13 protein-coding genes and 1 CRISPR repeat array are annotated in these 21,430 nt (G+C 39.8%); all 13 genes read right to left on the bottom strand.

Annotated elements, in window-relative coordinates; genetic code table 11:
* Positions 1-20: 20 nt before the first annotated feature.
* On the bottom strand, positions 21-752 hold the full coding sequence (locus DCMF_RS24125; RefSeq protein WP_148136789.1) for an amino acid ABC transporter ATP-binding protein: 732 nt from the start codon (positions 750-752) through the stop codon (positions 21-23).
* The gene (locus DCMF_RS24120) at positions 740-1,405 is read right to left on the bottom strand and encodes an amino acid ABC transporter permease (protein ID WP_148136788.1); all 666 of its coding nucleotides are present in this window, start codon (positions 1,403-1,405) and stop codon (positions 740-742) included. The genes DCMF_RS24125 and DCMF_RS24120 overlap by 13 nt, the downstream gene beginning before the upstream one ends.
* Before the next feature lie 81 nt (positions 1,406-1,486).
* On the bottom strand, positions 1,487-2,335 hold the full coding sequence (locus DCMF_RS24115) for a transporter substrate-binding domain-containing protein (protein ID WP_148136787.1): 849 nt from the start codon (positions 2,333-2,335) through the stop codon (positions 1,487-1,489).
* A gap of 28 nt (positions 2,336-2,363) precedes the next feature.
* Positions 2,364-3,485, bottom strand: a complete 1,122-nt coding sequence (locus DCMF_RS24110; RefSeq protein WP_148136786.1) for a hypothetical protein — start codon at positions 3,483-3,485, stop codon at positions 2,364-2,366.
* Positions 3,486-3,521: 36 nt separating this feature from the next.
* Positions 3,522-4,082 carry a CD3072 family TudS-related putative desulfidase gene (locus DCMF_RS24105; RefSeq protein WP_148136785.1) on the bottom strand — a complete coding sequence of 187 codons (561 nt, stop codon included), beginning with the start codon at positions 4,080-4,082 and terminating at the stop codon, positions 3,522-3,524.
* A gap of 567 nt (positions 4,083-4,649) precedes the next feature.
* Positions 4,650-12,423: a CRISPR direct-repeat array (repeat unit 30 nt; unit sequence ATTTCAATTCCTCATAGGAAGTCTAAAAAC).
* Positions 12,424-12,624: 201 nt separating this feature from the next.
* Entirely contained in the window at positions 12,625-12,888 is a 264-nt protein-coding gene (gene cas2, locus DCMF_RS24095) for a CRISPR-associated endonuclease Cas2 (RefSeq protein ID WP_148136784.1), read from the bottom strand.
* Between the two features lie 20 nt (positions 12,889-12,908).
* Positions 12,909-13,901: a type I-B CRISPR-associated endonuclease Cas1b gene (cas1b, locus tag DCMF_RS24090; RefSeq protein ID WP_148136783.1), complete on the bottom strand. Its 993-nt coding sequence runs from the start codon at positions 13,899-13,901 to the stop codon at positions 12,909-12,911.
* A 12-nt stretch (positions 13,902-13,913) separates the two neighbouring features.
* On the bottom strand, positions 13,914-14,384 hold the full coding sequence (gene cas4, locus DCMF_RS24085; protein ID WP_148138058.1) for a CRISPR-associated protein Cas4: 471 nt from the start codon (positions 14,382-14,384) through the stop codon (positions 13,914-13,916).
* 63 nt (positions 14,385-14,447) lie between these two features.
* Entirely contained in the window at positions 14,448-16,691 is a 2,244-nt protein-coding gene (cas3, locus tag DCMF_RS24080) for a CRISPR-associated helicase Cas3' (protein ID WP_148136782.1), read from the bottom strand.
* Complete coding sequence (gene cas5, locus DCMF_RS24075) at positions 16,688-17,395, bottom strand: CRISPR-associated protein Cas5 (RefSeq protein WP_148136781.1); 708 nt, start codon at positions 17,393-17,395, stop codon at positions 16,688-16,690. The genes cas3 and cas5 overlap by 4 nt, the downstream gene beginning before the upstream one ends.
* A gap of 9 nt (positions 17,396-17,404) precedes the next feature.
* Positions 17,405-18,295 carry a type I-B CRISPR-associated protein Cas7/Cst2/DevR gene (gene cas7i / locus DCMF_RS24070; RefSeq protein WP_148136780.1) on the bottom strand — a complete coding sequence of 297 codons (891 nt, stop codon included), beginning with the start codon at positions 18,293-18,295 and terminating at the stop codon, positions 17,405-17,407.
* The gene (locus DCMF_RS24065) at positions 18,295-20,007 is read right to left on the bottom strand and encodes a hypothetical protein (RefSeq protein ID WP_214658861.1); all 1,713 of its coding nucleotides are present in this window, start codon (positions 20,005-20,007) and stop codon (positions 18,295-18,297) included. The genes cas7i and DCMF_RS24065 overlap by 1 nt, the downstream gene beginning before the upstream one ends.
* Before the next feature lie 556 nt (positions 20,008-20,563).
* A complete protein-coding gene (gene cas6 / locus DCMF_RS24060; protein WP_236860113.1) occupies positions 20,564-21,295 on the bottom strand; it encodes a CRISPR-associated endoribonuclease Cas6 in 732 nt (243 codons plus the stop codon).
* Between the last annotated feature and the right edge of the window lie 135 nt (positions 21,296-21,430).

Below are 21,430 nucleotides of genomic sequence, written 5' to 3'. Positions count from 1 at the left end.
AAATCCTCATCAGATCTTTTTTATAAATCTTCAAAGTCAACTTGCTTCAAAAATTGGTGCAAATTAGGATGATCTACCTGATTAAAAATGTAATCCGGGGCCCCTTCTACCTCAATCTTGCCTTGATTCAAGAAAACAATCCTCGTGGCAAAACGGCGAATGGCATTGATTTGGTGCGTGACAATCAGCATCGTTTGACCCTCCTTGGCCAAATCGCTGATGGTCTCAAATACCTCGTGGGCCAGCTCAGGATCAAGAGAGGATGTGGGCTCGTCAAAAATAATGATCTCCGGCTCCAGGGCCAATGCCCGGGCAATGGCCACCCTTTGTTTCTGTCCCCCCGATAAATTATTGGGGTACTGGTCAAATTTATCTAAAATATGGACCTTATCCAGCAAAGCTTTCGCTTTGGCGATGGCAAGGTCATCCGACATTTTCAAAATTGTTTTCAAAGGCATGGTGATATTTTTTCCCACCGTATAATGGGGAAACAGGTTAAAATTCTGAAAAACCATGCCGATCTTGCCATTGGTACTTGCGGTATTTACTACCGCAGTATCATGCAATAAAATTTCCCCGCCGCTTACCGGCTCCAGGCCGGCAATACAACGCACCAAGGTGCTCTTGCCGCTGCCGCTGGCACCGATGATCGCCACGACTTCACCGGATTCTACCTGCATATTCAATGACTCTAAAACCTTGATCTCATCAAAACTCTTTGACAGATTATTTATTTTGATTAGTTCACCCATAGAGAGAGTCTCCTTTCCAGCCATTTTGCGAAAAAGGTTACCGAATAGGTCATGATAAAATAAATAATTGCCATGGTAATATAGATCTCAAAGGGATGATAGGTTTTGGCATAAATTTGATTTCCCAGCTTGGTCAGCTCCACCACGGGCAAAACGGAAATCAAAGAAGTTTCTTTAATGATAGAGGAAAAACCGTTCATATAGGACGGCACGGCAATCCGTAAAGCTTGGGGTAAAATAATGTGGATGATGGTCTGCACAGGCTTATAGCCCAGCATTGCCGCCGCCTCGTACTGCCCCCTGTCCACGGAGAGAATGGCGGCGCGCACAACCTCAGACATATAAGCACCGCTGTTAAGCCCCATTGTGACAATGGAAGCTGTAATCGGCTCGATTTTAATGCCGAAGGAAGGCAGCCCGTAATAAACGACAAAAATTTGAATCAACAAAGGCGTGCCTCGGAAAAATTCCACATAAACCGTGAGCAAAAAATGGACAGCCCGGCAAAGCTTTCTGGTGCGCAAGCTGCCCACCATCATGGAGATGATGATCGTAACGATAAAACCACCGATACCTACCTTTAAAGTGATGGCAATAGCTTCCGGCAACAGGTTAAAATAAGGTGCGATCACGGAAAAATCCAAATTTCTCATAAACTAAAACCACCTTATTAAACAGCGAGCGAACTGGGTTACTCACAGTTCGCTCACCGCAAAATTTATCATGTGTATAATTTAGTCAGCAGCCAACCACTGGACGGCTACTTTGTCATAAGTGCCGTTCTCTTTTAATTTGGCAACGATTTCGTCGATTTTATCAATCAAAGCAACCGAGCCTTGTTTCGCTACTACTGCAATGCCTACTTCATGAAGGGGATCATTGACCACCTTGAAGCCGGGATTATTTTTCGCCTGTTCGTTCGCATAGGTGATACTGACCACAAGAGCATCGATTCTGCCGTTGGCCAGCTCTGCATAAGCTTCCGCATTTCTGGTATAGTGGTTTAGTTTTGCCACCTGAATACCCTTGTTGGGCAGGTCCTCCGCAGCTTGCGCGGCAGAGCAGGCATCCTGCACACCCACTATTTTCCCTGCTAAATCTTCTTTGCTGTTAATATCCGTATTATCCGACCGCACCACAATCACATCAGACATGACATAATAATTATCGCTCAGCTCCACGGCTTTCGTAGCAGCAGTTGCTTCTTCCGGAGACATGGCAGACATAATAATATCAAAATCGCCGTTGTTTAATCCCGCGATCAAACCTTCCCAAGGGGTATTGACACATTCAGCCTTGATACCCAATTCTTTGGCAATTTCAGCTGCCAAGCTGGGGTCAAAACCAACAATTTCATTGCTTTCGTTAATACTCTCAAAGGGAGGATATTCCGGACACATACCAACACGCAAAACCCCTTTGTCAAGCACTGTTTGCAGCGATGCATCAGCTGGAGTACTATTTTCCGTATCGGCAGTATTTTCTGCATCCCCGGTACTATTATTTGTTCCACCACAGCCTGCTAGCGCAAATACAGATAAAACAAGAACTAAAATCAATACTGTAAACTTAAACCTTTTCAATTCTTCTCCCCCTTAATAGATCATAATTTTAATATAAACAATGGCCGGCAAATGCAGCCACCGCTTCCCCTACCGCCATTCCCTGGCTTTGCTCCTCAAAAACAGGAAATTCCAGCAACAAGCCGTTTTTTCCCAAAGCGTTTATGATCAGTTTCGCATCCGCCACACCTTTGCAGGGTATGGCTAATAGAAAACCCATTTCCTTAATTTGTCTTAATACAGGTAAATATGGGGTAACGTTATCCAACCAGGGCTCAATATTCCAGTAAATGCCGTTTAACTTTTTTATTTCCGATAATGGCTGTAAAAAGCGAATTAATTCCACAGAATCCAAATTAAACATGGCATCATCCAAATAAGAGCAGGCATCTGCAATAGCAGGCAAAGAAAGCTCCGCAAACATCTTTCCCGAGAGCATCACCGATATATCCGACCTGACACTGTCAAATTTGCCCTCCACAAACACCGGAAACCAGGAAGCCGACTCGCCATAACCGGATTCAAGCAAATAGGCATAAATATAATTATAAAAATGATAAAATAGTCTGTTTAATTCAAGGGCTTTTTGTCTTACGGCTGCGGGATGTTTAGATAAACTCCGCAAAAATTTTTCCGTCCCCATAATCATCGCCATGGTAGTCATGGCATCTGCCGTCGCCGGCGGATTGATACACGCCGCATGCCCCATATTTTTTGTTACCCCTTGGTAAATTGCCAGCACCTTTTGTACAAAAGGATGGTCTTCGTTAAATTCAGGAGTAGGAGCAAAAAGAAAATCAGTGTTCTGCTCAAAGGTGATAAACTCTGTAGCAGCGTGAATATCAAAGTCATTCCCGGACAACACACCCATATTTGTGATATCCCGGCCAAACATAACAACTGATACAGGCATACTGTCGAACAAAAAATCATAAACCGTCACCTGGCTGTGACAATGACGGATATGCCAGGGCAAGTCCAACTCAAGCTCTTTACGGCTTTTGTTTTGGTCAGCTAAAAGTACAGGTAAAGCACGTTCCTTTTTGGTTTTAATATAGAGCAAAGGGCAGTCTGTAGGTTGATACTGCCAAAAATCCCTATGCCTTTTACGAACGTTATCACAATCCGGCTTCAATAAATAATTTGTTTTAAACTTATCAGTATCGGCCATCTTCCATTCCTTCATCTATGTATCCAAAGGAGTTGCTCAACGAAGGTTTGCCATAAGATCTTTTCCAGAAGCCTCGGGATTGGTCTCATCAACGGCCAAAAATTGAACGGTAATACCGGCTTCCTTAAGCATTTCCTGCAAAATTTCCATCATCACGCCCGGTTCCCGCAAGATCGCAAGAGAGGCAATTTTTGCAGGCAAATCATAGCCACTGCCAATTTCCCCGCCCCAATTTCCCGTGCACGTGTAATTAACGCCGCAAGCAGGGCTGCCGTCTAAACCGATGACAGCCGCTATTTCATAACCGTTTGCATAAAAATCCGACACTTGCTCTACTATAGGCTGCAACAAGCTGCGGCATTTAGTGCGAAACCCGGGGAAATTCAATTGTTCCTTGACCTGCCCCCACCGGTTGATGCCAAAGCAGCTTTGCTCCACACAAGGCAGCTGGATCATGCCAAAGCCCCTATCTAATAAACCCGTAATAATCTGCGTGCAACCGGCCGGCTCTGTGGCAATACCATAAACCTTGGCATTTACATTCAAAATGCAATGGGCCAACAAAACAATTTTTTTGTTTCTTTTCAAAAGCTCCACCACTTTCCCCCGACATCGATCAAATATTAAACCAACCAGATATTCATTGTCCAATAGAATTATTTAATCTATTTTCGTGCAATGATAAAAGATGTTTATTTTTCGAACCCTAGGTCAATCAAAAAAATACCCCCGGGACTGATGGAACCATACTATAAAAAATATCGATACTATCAGTATCGATAACCCAATCAAGGGAATCAATTTTCTACCTTGTATTGGAAACAATAGGCAGCCAGAAAAGCGCCCAAAGTAGCAATATTTGCCACAGCTCTGGGCATGTAACAGAATTTCCGCTTAATCCCCCGCCCGGCTACCCTAACAATAAATGAAACGGCCCATGTGCCACACTAGACCTCTGCTGGTATCGATATAACCCAATATGGACTCCGGTCCATATTCTTCGATAGCTTTCCTAAAATTCTTTTCAATCGTATCGTAGGCTTCGTCCCAGGTAATCTGTTCCTATTTGTTTTCGCCTCTTTTACCAACGCGTTTCATCGGTATTGAGGTGGGTCCTATAGGAAGTCTAAAAACTACTCATACCAAAATTCATTTGTTTAAGGATTATAAATTCCTCATAGGAAGTCTATAAACTTTTTCACAGCCAGTCATCCGGGGACATTTATCCAAGTTTCAATTCCTCATAGGAAGTCTATAAACCAGATGGTGCCGGAAACCGGAATCGTCCTGTTATCAATTTCAATTCCTCATAGGAAGTCTATAAACGTGATTTGTCTTTCTAAAAGCCTACTAAATGCTTTTGCATTTCAATTCCTCATAGGAAGTCTATAAACCGGATACGGGGAGGGGTTTTGCGCCGGGAATATGATATTTCAATTCCTCATAGGAAGTCTATAAACGAGAGGATACCATGTTAAAAGGATTTAAGGGATTTGAATTTCAATTCCTCATAGGAAGTCTATAAACTCTTGGTCAACGTTTTGACAAAACCGGCGGCAATATATTTCAATTCCTCATAGGAAGTCTATAAACCATTATCCCCAAATTGGGTGTACGTTCGATGAGTAAATTTCAATTCCTCATAGGAAGTCTATAAACTCCCTGACCCCAGCACTGAAATTCTCTGCAGCTGCATTTCAATTCCTCATAGGAAGTCTATAAACTCTCTGAATAATGAAGTAATCTCCTGCTTCTTTCCTATTTCAATTCCTCATAGGAAGTCTATAAACCCCATTCTCTTGTACCCGTTCCTTGGCGATTACTATATTTCAATTCCTCATAGGAAGTCTATAAACGGGTTGCCTAAATAGACAAGGGTTGTCTGAAAGGAATTTCAATTCCTCATAGGAAGTCTAAAAACTCGTATTGGAGCAACGCTCGCTCGTTGTACTTCCGGATTTCAATTCCTCATAGGAAGTCTAAAAACCGATTTATTACCTCATTTGCGACAAGGTTTCGTAGAATTTCAATTCCTCATAGGAAGTCTAAAAACTTTTCTTGCAGTCTTCTAAAGGCCTCCGGTTTCATATTTCAATTCCTCATAGGAAGTCTAAAAACCAAATGAGAGGTGAATCAAATGACAGCTCAACAAAGATTTCAATTCCTCATAGGAAGTCTAAAAACTAATGACCGACGGCAATTCTGTCAATTCTGGTCGTAATTTCAATTCCTCATAGGAAGTCTAAAAACGGCAGAGGACGGGGAAGGTCTTTCCGGGTATGCGGAATTTCAATTCCTCATAGGAAGTCTAAAAACTTGCAACTAACACAATTATGTGGGGCAGTATATTAAAATTTCAATTCCTCATAGGAAGTCTAAAAACGACGTAACGATCTTTCTTTCCTTTAGCCTGCTGGACAATTTCAATTCCTCATAGGAAGTCTAAAAACGAAAAAATTTCACTATGGAAGGGCAGGCACGTTTAAATTTCAATTCCTCATAGGAAGTCTAAAAACCCTCATCTGTGGATTATATTGGTTTTGCTAAAATTGATTTCAATTCCTCATAGGAAGTCTAAAAACAAGCAAAGGGAGGAAGGAACTAATTGAGAAGTCGGTATTTCAATTCCTCATAGGAAGTCTAAAAACGAGTCTGCTTTTTCATGTATCATTCGAAGGTAATCATTTCAATTCCTCATAGGAAGTCTAAAAACGCTATATTTTGTTTCAAACTGAAAAGACCATTGAAGATTTCAATTCCTCATAGGAAGTCTAAAAACTGAGCTTGGCGGGTGTAGGGGGAATCACTATTAATATATTTCAATTCCTCATAGGAAGTCTAAAAACGCAATCAACCGGATTAGGGCTTGCTGCGCTTCCTGGATTTCAATTCCTCATAGGAAGTCTAAAAACATACTTTCCGGGCTACCATTTGCCCGGATCAATAAAATTTCAATTCCTCATAGGAAGTCTAAAAACCTATTCCGGATCATTATGTGGCCTTCCCGGTTATGGATTTCAATTCCTCATAGGAAGTCTAAAAACCATCAATCTGCCGCTGGGCTATCTCGAGTTTTTCCTCATTTCAATTCCTCATAGGAAGTCTAAAAACCTTTTTGTTTTTTTCGTTTTCTTTCTCCGATTTTGTATTTCAATTCCTCATAGGAAGTCTAAAAACGCTGTGACACAACATGGATATGCCTCGATTACTCTCGATTTCAATTCCTCATAGGAAGTCTAAAAACATTTGAAAAGTATTCAGCCTTTGTCCGGATACCGTTATTTCAATTCCTCATAGGAAGTCTAAAAACTCTTTGAACTCGGCTTTGTCCCTACTCAGGAAGAGTATTTCAATTCCTCATAGGAAGTCTAAAAACGGGTAGCCAAGGAATTTATTAGATGGGAAGTTGTGAATTTCAATTCCTCATAGGAAGTCTAAAAACGAAAAAATTTCACTATGGAAGGGCAGGCACGTTTAAATTTCAATTCCTCATAGGAAGTCTAAAAACCAGTGATCCGCGAGAGTTTGAGGAAGATTTTTACGAATTTCAATTCCTCATAGGAAGTCTAAAAACGAATAGACACACCGATATGCTTAGTCTAAAATGGAAATTTCAATTCCTCATAGGAAGTCTAAAAACTAACTCGACCATTATTGATTTCCATATCTTTTCTAAAATTTCAATTCCTCATAGGAAGTCTAAAAACCACGCTTACCCCACGCCATGCTGCCGGTGTCTGCAAATTTCAATTCCTCATAGGAAGTCTAAAAACAGCGATATAGTATAGCAACCAACCAACTACTGCAACATTTCAATTCCTCATAGGAAGTCTAAAAACCGGCTGGTCGCAGGAGAAAGGCGCTGGAGAGCTGCATTTCAATTCCTCATAGGAAGTCTAAAAACTCAGGATGTAAACAAGAATAACCTTTTAAATCTAAATTTCAATTCCTCATAGGAAGTCTAAAAACTTACTACTCCGTTTATTTCTCCGTTACCGCCAATTCTATTTCAATTCCTCATAGGAAGTCTAAAAACCTGTTTGTTTTTGTCCGTTATATTCTTCATGTTCTTATTTCAATTCCTCATAGGAAGTCTAAAAACAAAAACAATTTTACGGGCATTGCTCCCCGGCGAGAAATTTCAATTCCTCATAGGAAGTCTAAAAACTGACATGGGCAAGTACAAAGCATCATTAGCAACAACATTTCAATTCCTCATAGGAAGTCTAAAAACGGAAAACGGGATTTACCTTCAGGCGGAATTACTGGAATTTCAATTCCTCATAGGAAGTCTAAAAACAATGGGATATGAGATGCGGGCTTGCTCACTTCGGTGGATTTCAATTCCTCATAGGAAGTCTAAAAACGAGAAATATGCAAGCCTAACTACTTCCCCGATCAAAATTTCAATTCCTCATAGGAAGTCTAAAAACTTTCTATCTGATATGGAACATGATATTCCAATTCTAAATTTCAATTCCTCATAGGAAGTCTAAAAACCCCCATATAAACCATTATAGTTACTATCTTCCCAATATTTCAATTCCTCATAGGAAGTCTAAAAACCCAGACCGAGGCCCTTCTTCAATCGGTCAAGCTCTATTTCAATTCCTCATAGGAAGTCTAAAAACATGGCTCAACTACATAGGGTACCGGGAAGTATTTTTGAATTTCAATTCCTCATAGGAAGTCTAAAAACGATATGATTTTTGTTTAGGCTACATAGAAGGAGCAAATTTCAATTCCTCATAGGAAGTCTAAAAACTATGAAGGACGCATCTGAAAGAAACGCAATTGCCTAATTTCAATTCCTCATAGGAAGTCTAAAAACCAGTCAGTTTTCCAGTATTCTTTCCGATTCCGTAAAATTTCAATTCCTCATAGGAAGTCTAAAAACTTTCTGTCCTACCGGATTGGTTTGTTGCAAATGCATGATTTCAATTCCTCATAGGAAGTCTAAAAACTTTGATTAGGTTTCGAGATCAAATTGATTTTTATTAATTTCAATTCCTCATAGGAAGTCTAAAAACACATTCCATTCTGATTTGCTTCTATAGTATTTTATAATTTCAATTCCTCATAGGAAGTCTAAAAACTTTCTGTCCTACCGGATTGGTTTGTTGCAAATGCATGATTTCAATTCCTCATAGGAAGTCTAAAAACTTTGATTAGGTTTCGAGATCAAATTGATTTTTATTAATTTCAATTCCTCATAGGAAGTCTAAAAACACATTCCATTCTGATTTGCTTCTATAGTATTTTATAATTTCAATTCCTCATAGGAAGTCTAAAAACCTTATTATAAACGAGCCTGGTCTTTACAGTGTGATTTATTTCAATTCCTCATAGGAAGTCTAAAAACCAACACAAAAGATTTACTTAAGGTGATTGTAGCACAGATTTCAATTCCTCATAGGAAGTCTAAAAACCGGGATACTTGAATCAGATCAAAATACCGGAATTATATTTCAATTCCTCATAGGAAGTCTAAAAACTGATATATATTGTCTTGATACGCCCGCTCTTTCCGCATTTCAATTCCTCATAGGAAGTCTAAAAACATTGGGAAATGACATTTACCCGCGTTGGCGGTTAGGATTTCAATTCCTCATAGGAAGTCTAAAAACTATATTCTAAGTCTTTAAGCTCGTCGGATATTTTAGTATTTCAATTCCTCATAGGAAGTCTAAAAACAAATCAGGCCATTAAGCTATTCAACTGTTTTGTAGAATTTCAATTCCTCATAGGAAGTCTAAAAACAAGAAGTGCATGAGCTTTAGTGCCATGAACTCTAAAATTTCAATTCCTCATAGGAAGTCTAAAAACCAATTAAGGCTCTCGAAGAAAAGGGTTATGAAATTGATTTCAATTCCTCATAGGAAGTCTAAAAACTTTCTTGTCAAAGCAACCATCGGACCAACCATCAACATTTCAATTCCTCATAGGAAGTCTAAAAACGATATTATTTCCGTACCATCATCAAATGTTAGTTTGATTTCAATTCCTCATAGGAAGTCTAAAAACTCCGCGAAACATACGATGACCTGGAAGCAAACTTAATATTTCAATTCCTCATAGGAAGTCTAAAAACAGATAAGCGGAAAGGGTACTAATTCCAGCATGAAAGATTTCAATTCCTCATAGGAAGTCTAAAAACTCCATAGAAGAGCAGTCCGGTGGATTGTTTTGACCGGATTTCAATTCCTCATAGGAAGTCTAAAAACCCGTAGCGGCCGCATTTATGCCTGTGAGATGACAGAATTTCAATTCCTCATAGGAAGTCTAAAAACTTCCCTGTTGGTCATTTTTTACTTTTCCTCCTTTGCATTTCAATTCCTCATAGGAAGTCTAAAAACCCCTCCTCCTCATTGGAAACGGTGGCGCTGCTTAGAATTTCAATTCCTCATAGGAAGTCTAAAAACTTTCCGGAGTGGAACGAAGCGATTCATGTTTGCGAATTTCAATTCCTCATAGGAAGTCTAAAAACTTTGCGAAGCCCTGACAACCTCAGCCAAATCCTGAAATTTCAATTCCTCATAGGAAGTCTAAAAACGTATGACCTATTTGATATTCCTTCTCTACGGCTTTGATTTCAATTCCTCATAGGAAGTCTAAAAACCAACGATAAAAGTGACCGGAAAACCGACCTTAACAGATTTCAATTCCTCATAGGAAGTCTAAAAACGATTGCAAAGGAATCTTAAGCCGATAAATAAAGGATATTTCAATTCCTCATAGGAAGTCTAAAAACAAACTCCTTTTAACCATGAGGAATTTTGGACTCAAGGATTTCAATTCCTCATAGGAAGTCTAAAAACAAGAATTTTCCAAGGTTTTAAGAATGATTGAAGAGAATTTCAATTCCTCATAGGAAGTCTAAAAACGAATGAAGGCCAGGAAGAGGAGGGCATGAAAGCGCCATTTCAATTCCTCATAGGAAGTCTAAAAACCATGGATCTGGTTGTCCAGTCAATGGCATTTCTGTTATTTCAATTCCTCATAGGAAGTCTAAAAACAATGGTCAATAAGGCAATGGATAATTATAAGTCAAAATTTCAATTCCTCATAGGAAGTCTAAAAACAATTGCACCGTTTGGAATTTGATTAATGGACTCCAAATTTCAATTCCTCATAGGAAGTCTAAAAACACAGGCTGAAAGGAGGCGGGAACTATGCTCAAACTTAAATTTCAATTCCTCATAGGAAGTCTAAAAACGCATTGATGTGGATGCAATACAAAGAAAGGTATTCAAATTTCAATTCCTCATAGGAAGTCTAAAAACTGTTTTTTGTGCTCCCTCAGTTGCCACAGTTTTCATAATTTCAATTCCTCATAGGAAGTCTAAAAACTTTATTAAACAGGCAATATTATCTCCTGCTTTTGGATTTCAATTCCTCATAGGAAGTCTAAAAACTCCATGCATAAAATTATAATGACCTTTGTGCTTGCAGATTTCAATTCCTCATAGGAAGTCTAAAAACTTACACATGATGGATTATCGCATTTATGACAGACAAGATTTCAATTCCTCATAGGAAGTCTAAAAACGCTATTACAAACATTTTAATAGTCAAACTGCTATCTATTTCAATTCCTCATAGGAAGTCTAAAAACTGCTGGATATGCATGTACCCCAGCCAGGGTACCCCAATTTCAATTCCTCATAGGAAGTCTAAAAACTCAGATATTTTTTGAGCCAGATCATGGCTTTGACAGATTTCAATTCCTCATAGGAAGTCTAAAAACAAAAACCAGCCATCTCTCTTTTTTATTTCAAAAGAATTTCAATTCCTCATAGGAAGTCTAAAAACTATGATGCAAGATGGCAGAAATATAGAGATCAATATTATTTCAATTCCTCATAGGAAGTCTAAAAACGGTTGAAAAAAATTATTAGAGAGGTGATTCTCGAGGATTTCAATTCCTCATAGGAAGTCTAAAAACCCGGCTTTTCCCTGGCAATTAGGAATACATTCTGGGGATTTCAATTCCTCATAGGAAGTCTAAAAACGCAACTGATTTTCTTATTCCTGATCTGGAATTATTATTTCAATTCCTCATAGGAAGTCTAAAAACTCTTTAGGCAATATTTTGTGTTCTTATAGTCTTTTTCATTTCAATTCCTCATAGGAAGTCTAAAAACTGCGAAGAATGCAGAAAAATAAACGACTCTAATAGAGATTTCAATTCCTCATAGGAAGTCTAAAAACTCAGTCTGGTACATGCCCAATGCTTTCATGATCTTGATTTCAATTCCTCATAGGAAGTCTAAAAACGACCCTTTGTGTCCGAGTGGAACAATGTCCTTTTATGATTTCAATTCCTCATAGGAAGTCTAAAAACGCCGGTATGTTTTAGCCTATCATAGTCAAATTGCTTATTTCAATTCCTCATAGGAAGTCTAAAAACAAGCTTATCCAAGTATTCTAAGCCCCATTCTTTTGATTTCAATTCCTCATAGGAAGTCTAAAAACTATGCCGCTATTAGAATCAACCTCCATTGTATATCTATTTCAATTCCTCATAGGAAGTCTAAAAACTGGACTTTTTATGTCTAGAAGAGAATACAAAACTATATTTCAATTCCTCATAGGAAGTCTAAAAACAATGACCTCAACCGCATTGAGGGAAATGCCATGGAATATTTCAATTCCTCATAGGAAGTCTAAAAACTGAGGCCCGGGGCGAAGGAGACGCACTTAAAAGACAATTTCAATTCCTCATAGGAAGTCTAAAAACTGATGCTCGTTAATGTTTAGACCATCGACAAACTGAATTTCAATTCCTCATAGGAAGTCTAAAAACCGGATACATTTTCTCCACCTCAACGTTCCACTAAATATTTCAATTCCTCATAGGAAGTCTAAAAACCAGCTCGTAACCCTGCAGGCTGCGCACTCCGATGAAATTTCAATTCCTCATAGGAAGTCTAAAAACCCGTTTTAGAAACACATAATTCCTGTAAAACCTATGTTTATTTAAAAGGTTATAATAAAATATATATTTCGTTCTTTATGCTTAATAAATCGATTTTTAGCTCGATTAGCTGCTAAAACTTAGTTTTAGCGAGTCCAAAATTGTCGTCGATGTATACATTTTTTTACCGTATTATAGATCGACGAACCAAAATACAAAAATTTATAGAATCAATTCCTGGCCTCCTTTTTCAATCCCAATAATTTCTCTCGAGGAATACTTTGTAGTTCTAAGCTGATAAATAATCGCTGAGTCTTCGTCTAGATTCATTATCTTTCCTAATTCATATTTCAGTTTTTTATAATTAGCATCGCTGATTTCGCCTTCCAGGACCGAATTTTGTACCCAATTCAAATATTTTCGCGCCTTTTTTAAAACTTTATTCACCCTTTTTTCGCCAACATCATAAACCAAAATTACAAACATCCGAATTCACCCCTAACTCATTACCATTGGGCAATAAAAGGATTATATTCTTCTTCTCCCATTAAGTGTTTTTCCAATTTGTAAAGTTCTAACCTAATTAATCTCCGGTATGATACTTCGTGAGGCAATTTTCGATGTTTAATAGTGGTCTTAAGTCTTTTGTCCAATTCTTCCACAAATGTCTTTTTTGCTTGTTCTTTCAGAATAATGCCCTCTGTTTCCTTTTCAAAATCCTTTTTGGTAATCATTTTTTTGCTTATCAATGTAAAAATCAGTCTGTCAATGATAATGGGTTTAAATATCTCTGCTACATCTAAATTCAAAGAAAAGCGACGAAAATTAGTTGCATGTAAAAAACCAATTCGGGGATCTAAATGGGTTTGATAAATTTCACTAAGAACGATTGTGTACAATAAGGAATTACCAAAGCTGATCAAACAGTTTAAATAATTAAGGGGTGGCCTACGGCTTCGCTGATCAAATGCAAAGTCAGAATCATCCAAAATAAGATCAAAGGCCTTATAATAATGATCCCGGATATTGCCCTCAAAGGCCATCAATTCATTTACATCCTTGCTGTTTGAAGACAGTTCAAGCAATTCTTCGATCCTGTTAATAATCTCATCTAAATCTTTCCCCCGATTACCATAATACTTAAGCACTTGTTTGATATTTTTGGCAGCCCCGGTTACAAATCCCTTGGCGATCATCATTCTCCTTTCTGAATCGGAATAATGCTCCGCCTGTTTTAAGATCATATAACCGGAATTGAGATGTTCCCGGGGGTAAAAGGTGCCCATATAGTACCCGTGGTAATTAAAATAGTGTACCAAGATCTCTTTTTGGGAAACAAACTCCAGAAACTTTTTATTGAGAGAAACTTCTCCCATAACCATCAGTTCATTAATATCTTCAACCGGAAGAAATTTTTTCCCCTGTTCTCCCTCAAAAAACAGCGTATTATCTTTGCGCTGCAATGCGCCATCGGAAAAAATATAGACAGATTTTTTCAAAAATATCCCCTCCTACGCCCAGCACATCTCAGCATAAGCACAATTGCGGCAAAATTTATTTTTGGTAACCGGAGGCGGTGCCGGTAAATATGCAATGCGCAAAATGTCATGTTTCGATTTTTCCACGATTTCTCTCAGTTCTGGAGTAAGTTCCACTTCTACCTTTTTCTTTTCTTGGGGGAACAACAATTCACCTTTGGCTTGAATTCCCAGTGCGGACAGTTCAGTTAAATAAAGGGCAAGCTGCATCTTAGCGCTTAATTCATGTTTAGAGCTCTTCTTGACTTCACCTACGATCAACTGCCCATCTTTTCTCCGCACCATATCAAATTTCAGATGCCCCACAGAAATCTCTTTCTTATCCCTTTGATAAGCATTTTCCTGCAAAAACCGGCCATAATCCACATTCTGGTCAGACTGGTCGGGAACTATATTATGGCACATAAGCCAAACCTCCCGATGGCAGACATGGTAGTACCACATAAGGGTACCGGTAACATGAAGGTCAGATAAGTTATTCAAAAGGATCCCCACTTTGTCTCAGACTTAATAAAATAAGCTTCTATCATCTCTTTTCAAAAAAGCACCCAGTGTAGAGTCATATTCCATATCGCAAAATAAGATTCCATTAACCACCCTTTTATGTTTTGCAAAATACCAATAAGGGATCTTCACTTCATACCATCTTCGTTCTTGCACGGAAATCTCCTGAACATCACTGTAAAAGCAATAGGGTATCACCGATATTGTTTCATAATCACTCATCCGGGTTTTTTCCTGTTTTGCCAATTCGTCTTCTTTCAAAGGGTTATCAAGGATTGCTAAACGTATCTTTTGGCTTAATTCATACTGATTTAAAGCTTCCGGGAAACCTTTTTTCTCTTCAAAACGCATATTTGCATATACCTTTTCGATTACATCCAAAAGATTTCTCTCCGTCATATCCTGGGGAGATTTTTTAAACGCTTCAAAAGACCTGTTTAATAACTCTGGGTCATTAATCGGGTCATAAATCTTTTGGGATTTTTCGTCCGAACGGTAAATATAGATCCTGCTGTCCCGGCCAGGATCCCGGTAGCGATTTACCCGCCCCGCCCGCTGCGCAAGAGCGTCAGGAGGAGCACACTCGGTAAAAAGCCAATCAAAGTCTAAATCCAAAGACACTTCCACAATTTGCGTAGCAATGACTAATCGGGCATCGTCCATTTTTGCTTCAATATCTTTTCTGTCCCGGAGAATGAACCGTGAATGATAGCAGAGCGGAGCCAAATCTTCCAGCTTTGTTGCTAACTGCTGGCACCGTTCAACGGTATTCACGACTACCAAAACTTTATGTCCGGCTGTCACTGCCGCTCTGATATCATTGTCCGCTTCCATAATTGATTTATCTTGAATAAAATATTTGCTCCGGTGCGCATTTAATAAAGCGGTATCTTCAATGATCTGTGCCTCAGGCAGCACTTTTTGGAACATTTCTATCAAATTTTGGGGCATAGTCGCACTCATGAGCAAAAAACGCGCACCCAAATCAGTGAAATGCCTTATGGTGGCGACAATTAATCCCAAGGTCCATCCGTCATAAGCATGAATCTCATCCAGAATAATGACTCCATTGGCCGCATTAATTTCCTTTAATACCCAGTGCCCCCCATTAAATCCGGCGTTCAGCAACTGGTCGACAGTCCCCACCGTAACCGGTCTAATAAAGGTTTGATCAAAAAGGAAATGACGCTCCTCTTCCTTCGATTCTGCCTCATGCCCGATTTCTGTTTCAAACCAAAGATTGGCTGAAGAATGGGTTAATCCCACCTGATCCGGTCCGAAAAACTGGCTAAGGCGGCGCCAAATACTATTTGCCGTGGCCATGGTGGGCAACAAGTAAAGGATTTTGGCTCCCCCCATTTCGCCTGAATTTTTCAGTGCCCACAAAACAGAGGCCTCTGTTTTTCCACTACCCGTAGGAGCAATTGCTATGACATGTCCGGACTGATCCGCTACCTGCCTCTGGAAAGGCCTGAGCCCGGTAAATGTAATCTTTTTTTCCAAACATCGCTTGCGGGTCTTTTCAATAATCTCTTCTTCGGAACAGGTAACAGCATAATTTACCGGAACTTTTCCCGATCCGTGCCAATCTGCATAATGCAAAATCCCTTTTGTCAGAACATAAAGTGTCCTTAGCCTTTCGCTATCTTCCAGGTCTTTGATCTTAGGCAAATAATTAACAACCAGTTCCGATAGTTTGCCAAGGCCGTCTGCCTGGGCCAGTTGATAGGGTAACTGGGGCCACTGCCACTTTTCCCTTTCGAAAAACTCTTGAGCCACCGTCAGTCCTTCTAAGATCCCTTCCTCCTCAACGGATAGTTTGCCGGCTCTTTTTTCTCGGTCAAATGAGGATAAATCAATATCAAGGGCCTTATGATGGCCTGCTACCGCTATTGCTTCCAGCGGCCATTTGGAATAGAAGGATCTTTTTTCCAAGGCCCCGCATCCGGCTAAAGCAAAAAGAAAAGAAACCAATTCATGCCGGTAATTCTTTCTAAAATCAAATTTTTTCCCTTGCCGCGCCGCCTGTATCATTTCCTGAAAGGGCCTAATCATCTTTCCGATATCATGCAGCACCACTGTTAATAAGGAGCCCTGCAAAAATCTTTCGAGAGAAAAACCGTATTTTCTCGCGATTCTTTCTATTAAATTTCTTTTTTCCTTGACAGTCTCCTTCCAGGCTTTATAAGCCGCTTTTAGGTGTTCTTCATAAACCTGATCCTTTTTTGCATAATACTGAGTATTCATAATAATGGGACCGCCTGTTCTCCAACCTGCAAAGCTTGGACAGGAGTTTTTAGTTTAATCGGGGTATCCACAAAAGTAAACGGTTGCCGAGCGGTAACCCTTCTTTCCTGGCCCAAAAACTGAAATTCCGTGGGAAGCAAATGCACTTGCGGCGCATAAAGCGCTTTCATCAAGGGTATAGATTTTATGTCAATATTTGATTCATAATTGGCAGCATGGTTACCGCTGATAACAGTTGTCTGAAAATCTTCAGCCCATACCACTTGGCCCTTTTCCACCAAGGAAACATATCTAATTTTCAGTAGATCGTCACTATTCCCAGCTGTTAAGGCATAGCAAGGACTGAGAAAACACTGTCGCATTTCTTCGGCAATATCCTCTTCCTCCGCAACAATATAAATCACCATGTCCAAGTCCGTCAAAAACTCCCGCAATAATACTGCCGGTATGGTTTCCCCGGATTTGATTTTCTGATATTTCCATAAATCTTTTGCTTTGCCTTTATGGGTACCCACCACCCCAAAGCGAATCCCCTTTTCCCGGCAAAAATCCATCGTTTGCTCAAAAGACCATCCGGCTGCCGCACCCAGAATTCCTGCCAGCGCCGTGACCGGAGGAAGAGGCAGTGTTTGCTGAAAGGTATGGGTTTCCGGGATCCGAAAAGAAGCTGTAACGGCATAGGTATGTATACTAAAATAGAACATATCCTCACCCTATTTCTCTAAGTAATGGCTATCAACCCACGTCTTCATTTTCGCAAAAGCTTCTCCAATCGTTACCACCCGATCTGCCAGATCGCCAAACATCTCTTTTTTCGCACCCAAGACACTGGCGATGATTTCCTCTTGGTAATCGGCAAGGGTTTCCTGAATCAGGCCGAAGTTAATGCTATTTTTCTCGACAGTAACCGTTTCCAGGAAGATGGGGTTTTTCACGATGAGAAGAGCCCCGGCGATAAACTTGGGGGAAATGTCGGCCAAAAACCGGGTCTGCCGACCAGAAGACCACAAATTTTTTATGGCAGTTAACAGACCATCCACCCGTTTGGCTTTCTCCTCCTGAGGCAACTCAGCGTCAAATCCTTCCCCGCAACCGATCCGGTCCAACTCGATTAAAATTGTGCCCCGATACAGACCGGCATGAATCTCTGTTTCAAAAATGTTGGGATTTCCCCCGGCTTTTACCCCCATGTAATTGGTGCCAAAGTCCAAATCCCCCTCATATTTATGCAGGGAGATCAGAGGAGACACCCGTACCGGGGAAGTTCTTTTATTTGCTGAGCCCTTTTTTTCTTCATCGCCTTTTTCCGTTCCCATAAACCCAAAGAGGTCATCATCAAAATATTGATCCGGTTTTTGCGCAGTAGTTGATGCCCCTTTGGCAATGCTGGCGGCAACCCCTTCAGAGGTAGTCCAGCCCAGCGATGCCATCTGGTCCCTTAACGCCCGCCTTAACCATTGGGAAGATCCATAGGGAAATTGCTCCGTTCCCTTGGAAAATTTTTTGATACTGACAATATTATCGGCTTCTTTATCCGATCCGTTTAAACTCCCCAGAGAAACCGACGTTAAAAAGGTGATCGTCAACGCCTTTGCATTTTTCATTATTTATTGTCCTCCTTTTTCTTCTCCTTGTTCGGCCCGTTTTTGGCATAATTATAACTGTTGAGAGCCGCCACCATGCAAAACTGCTTGAACTCTTGAAAATTTTCATCCGTTAGTTTTCCTGTATAGACATCTGCCGGAACGATAAAGTCATTACCCAGCTTAAACTGAAGCCGATTCAACTGCTCCAGGAAATCCACCTTACGGCGGCTTTTCCGCAAGGCGAATAAATCGCCCTTTTTGCCTCCGGAGCTTTTGCCTACCGCCATTCCCACATTTCTCCCTAAAGTTACGGCTGTCTCTTGCTCATCTTTAAACATCGCATTCTCCTCCTTTATCAGCAACTCATAGATCAACAGCATGTCCAGCAAAGGTTTGAAATAAGTCAAATCAGCATGAAACACATGTTTTTCCACTAAATCGAGAATGGTTTGCTTTTTTAAAATCCGTTCACAAACCCGGTTTCTTGTCAATGTCTTATTCTCATTTTTCGATTGGCTATAATCCACTAAATAAGCAAAAATTTCCTTTATAGAAGTGTTGGTTCTAACCTCAATTTCCCTTACCAACTTAAAAAAATATACAGTTTCTTTAAACGGCCAAACCATTTTTCCGGCAAAGGTGCTCCCTTCGTCTTTGGTATGGACTACCACAAATTCCAGAGGAGCTTTTGCAAGAGTAATATCAAAAAACTTGTCCAAGTCCAGTTCCGCAAAATAGGTATCCTCATGGGCAGCATCCGCTTTTTCTTGCAGCAGAATTTTTCCATAAAGCGTGTACAGAAAGGCAACGGTCACCTCAAAGGGGTGCTGGTAATACCCGCCCAGGGGGTGCTGAAAATTTCGGTAAAGGCTTGGATCATCGTATTTTGCCGCCTGCAAAGCATCATAAACCGTGCACATCTTTTCCAGCGAAAGAGAGTAAGGTAAAAATGCAAATAAATGCTCTCCGGCGGATAAATAAAACCCCGTAGCTGGAACAAACTTTCCTAACAAAGCACACTTCCAGCAGACTTTTTCCGGTTTTCCCGCTGCTGAATTAAAAGACAGCACACCGGAAGACCCGGTAATAAGGGGAAATACGGTTTGATTCGCTTCATCCAGAATCCCGGATTCCTCTCCACACAGATAACAAATCCCTTTGCTATTTTGATCGTCTACTTTGATTTTTACATTGGGCTTTACGGCATTTGGGCCATCCACGAGAAGGCCGGCAGTGGTAACATCCAACCCGTTACTGTCCAAAAAATCATCCAGTCTTGCCTGCAGATGGCGAAATTCATCCGGCAGTATCCCTCTCGTTCTTCTAACAACCTTTCCGGCAAAATTCACATTGCGTTTCTCTTTTTTCTCCCACTTGACCATACTTCCGGTCGGCCGGGCGGCTTTATTATAGATGACTTCCGCAATGCCCACGGATTTTCGTTTAGGAAAACTTTTAAAACAATCAGTCCGGCTGTCATAGAAAAAGTTGTATGAAGTCTTTTCTTCTTTTTGTTTTTGGGAAGATAAATTATAAAATTTTTCCGTTAATAAATCATACGCCTTTTCAAGAACTGATTGGACATCCTCTGCCTTTCCCGTCAAGACGTATTCTTGGTCGTTTAGCCTCACTGCAATATCTGAAGATCCGACTTGCTCCACCATTTTAATCAGGCCTACCAATCCTGAGTCAAACCAAAAATGTCCAAGCTTCGTGAATTTCATTTCCACAATTTCAGACTCACCTCTTTCCAATAGCCGGTAAATATTCCTCCACTAAAACTATTTTTTGTATTTTTATTAAATTCTCCAACACCTCTCTTTGCAAAAATATATTTTCAACTTTATTATGATAATCTTCTCATGGCATAAAACTCAGCAATCTTTCCATAATAACTTAGAGATCTCATATTTATATTTTCATTAAGATATGTTAGGATAATAACAATTACCAATCTACCTTTATCAGCATCGAAACATAACATCGCCCAGAACGCTCGGGGTGTCTTTAGATTGCCTATGAGGAATTGAAACTCCTGGAGATAGGGAGATAACAGCCCCATACCCGCCAGTTTTTAGACTTCCTATGAGGAATTGAAACTACATACAATCATGATTGGTATAGTAGTAAAACCCGAATTTGTAGACTCCCTATGAGGGATTGAAACTCCGACAGGCAGCCTGTGGTGATCCGGTGATCCTGTGTTTTTAGACTTCCTATGAGGAATTAAAACTTATGCAGTGGTATAGGCAGCAAAGCCCTTTAGTCTATCTATAAGGAATTAGTTCATTTAATTATCATGCATCCAAATCCATGGGAATTTTTTCCACCAAACCCGGCATCTATTGCCATTTGCAAAAGTTCCACTGGCCCAGTTAGTTCCAATTTTCCCGAATACCCTTTAATTACCGTATCTTTATAGTTAACCACGTGCAGACGCATTTCTCCAAGTCTTCTCACTTTTACCTTACCTTCTGGGGCGTCCTTCCCATAAAGAGCCTGATATTTCTTTCGTAAATTATTTGTAATCAAAGAATCATAATCCGGTTCTCCGGGCTGAAAATAACAGGTATACTTTCTCCCCTCCGGTCTTAATAAAGTGCTGTATACCACAACCGGGGATAAAGTTTTTAAGACTACTCTTTCTCGATCAATACGGAAATTTTGGACAACAATTTTTTCTACTTTCACATTGTTATGGTTTAAGTAAATATCATCCTTAGTTAATAGACCATTGGCAATAGACTGGCAAAACCGGTCAACCGGAGATGACAGGACCAATTTTACTTCTTCTAAAAACTTAATTGTCCCTTTTTCTTTGTCGATGGAAAAACGACCGGATAAACGGGAAAAAGCAAATAACTTAAAAATTCGGTTACCAGTCTCAAAACCCCGCTCATGTAAAAAGGCTGCCAATTCCGGATCAATGATCCTATAAATAGCAGCCTGCAAAAGATGATTGTATGTAATTGGCAACTCCATCTCAGAGTCTGATTTCAATGTTGCAAAAATATGCACCTTTTGTTCCTCCTCAATATATTTATACGTTTTATAACCCAGCCTATAAATGAGGAATTTTGTAGATTAAATTTAGAAATACATTATTATCAAAATTATACCATTATTTGACATGATATAAAATAAAAATATTAT

Origin of the sequence: Candidatus Formimonas warabiya (assembly GCF_002777255.1) — a bacterium.
Lineage (GTDB): Bacteria > Bacillota > Dehalobacteriia > Dehalobacteriales > Dehalobacteriaceae > Formimonas > Formimonas warabiya.
The sequence above is the reverse complement of the archived record's forward strand: the minus strand, read 5'-3'. Positions and strand labels throughout refer to the sequence as shown.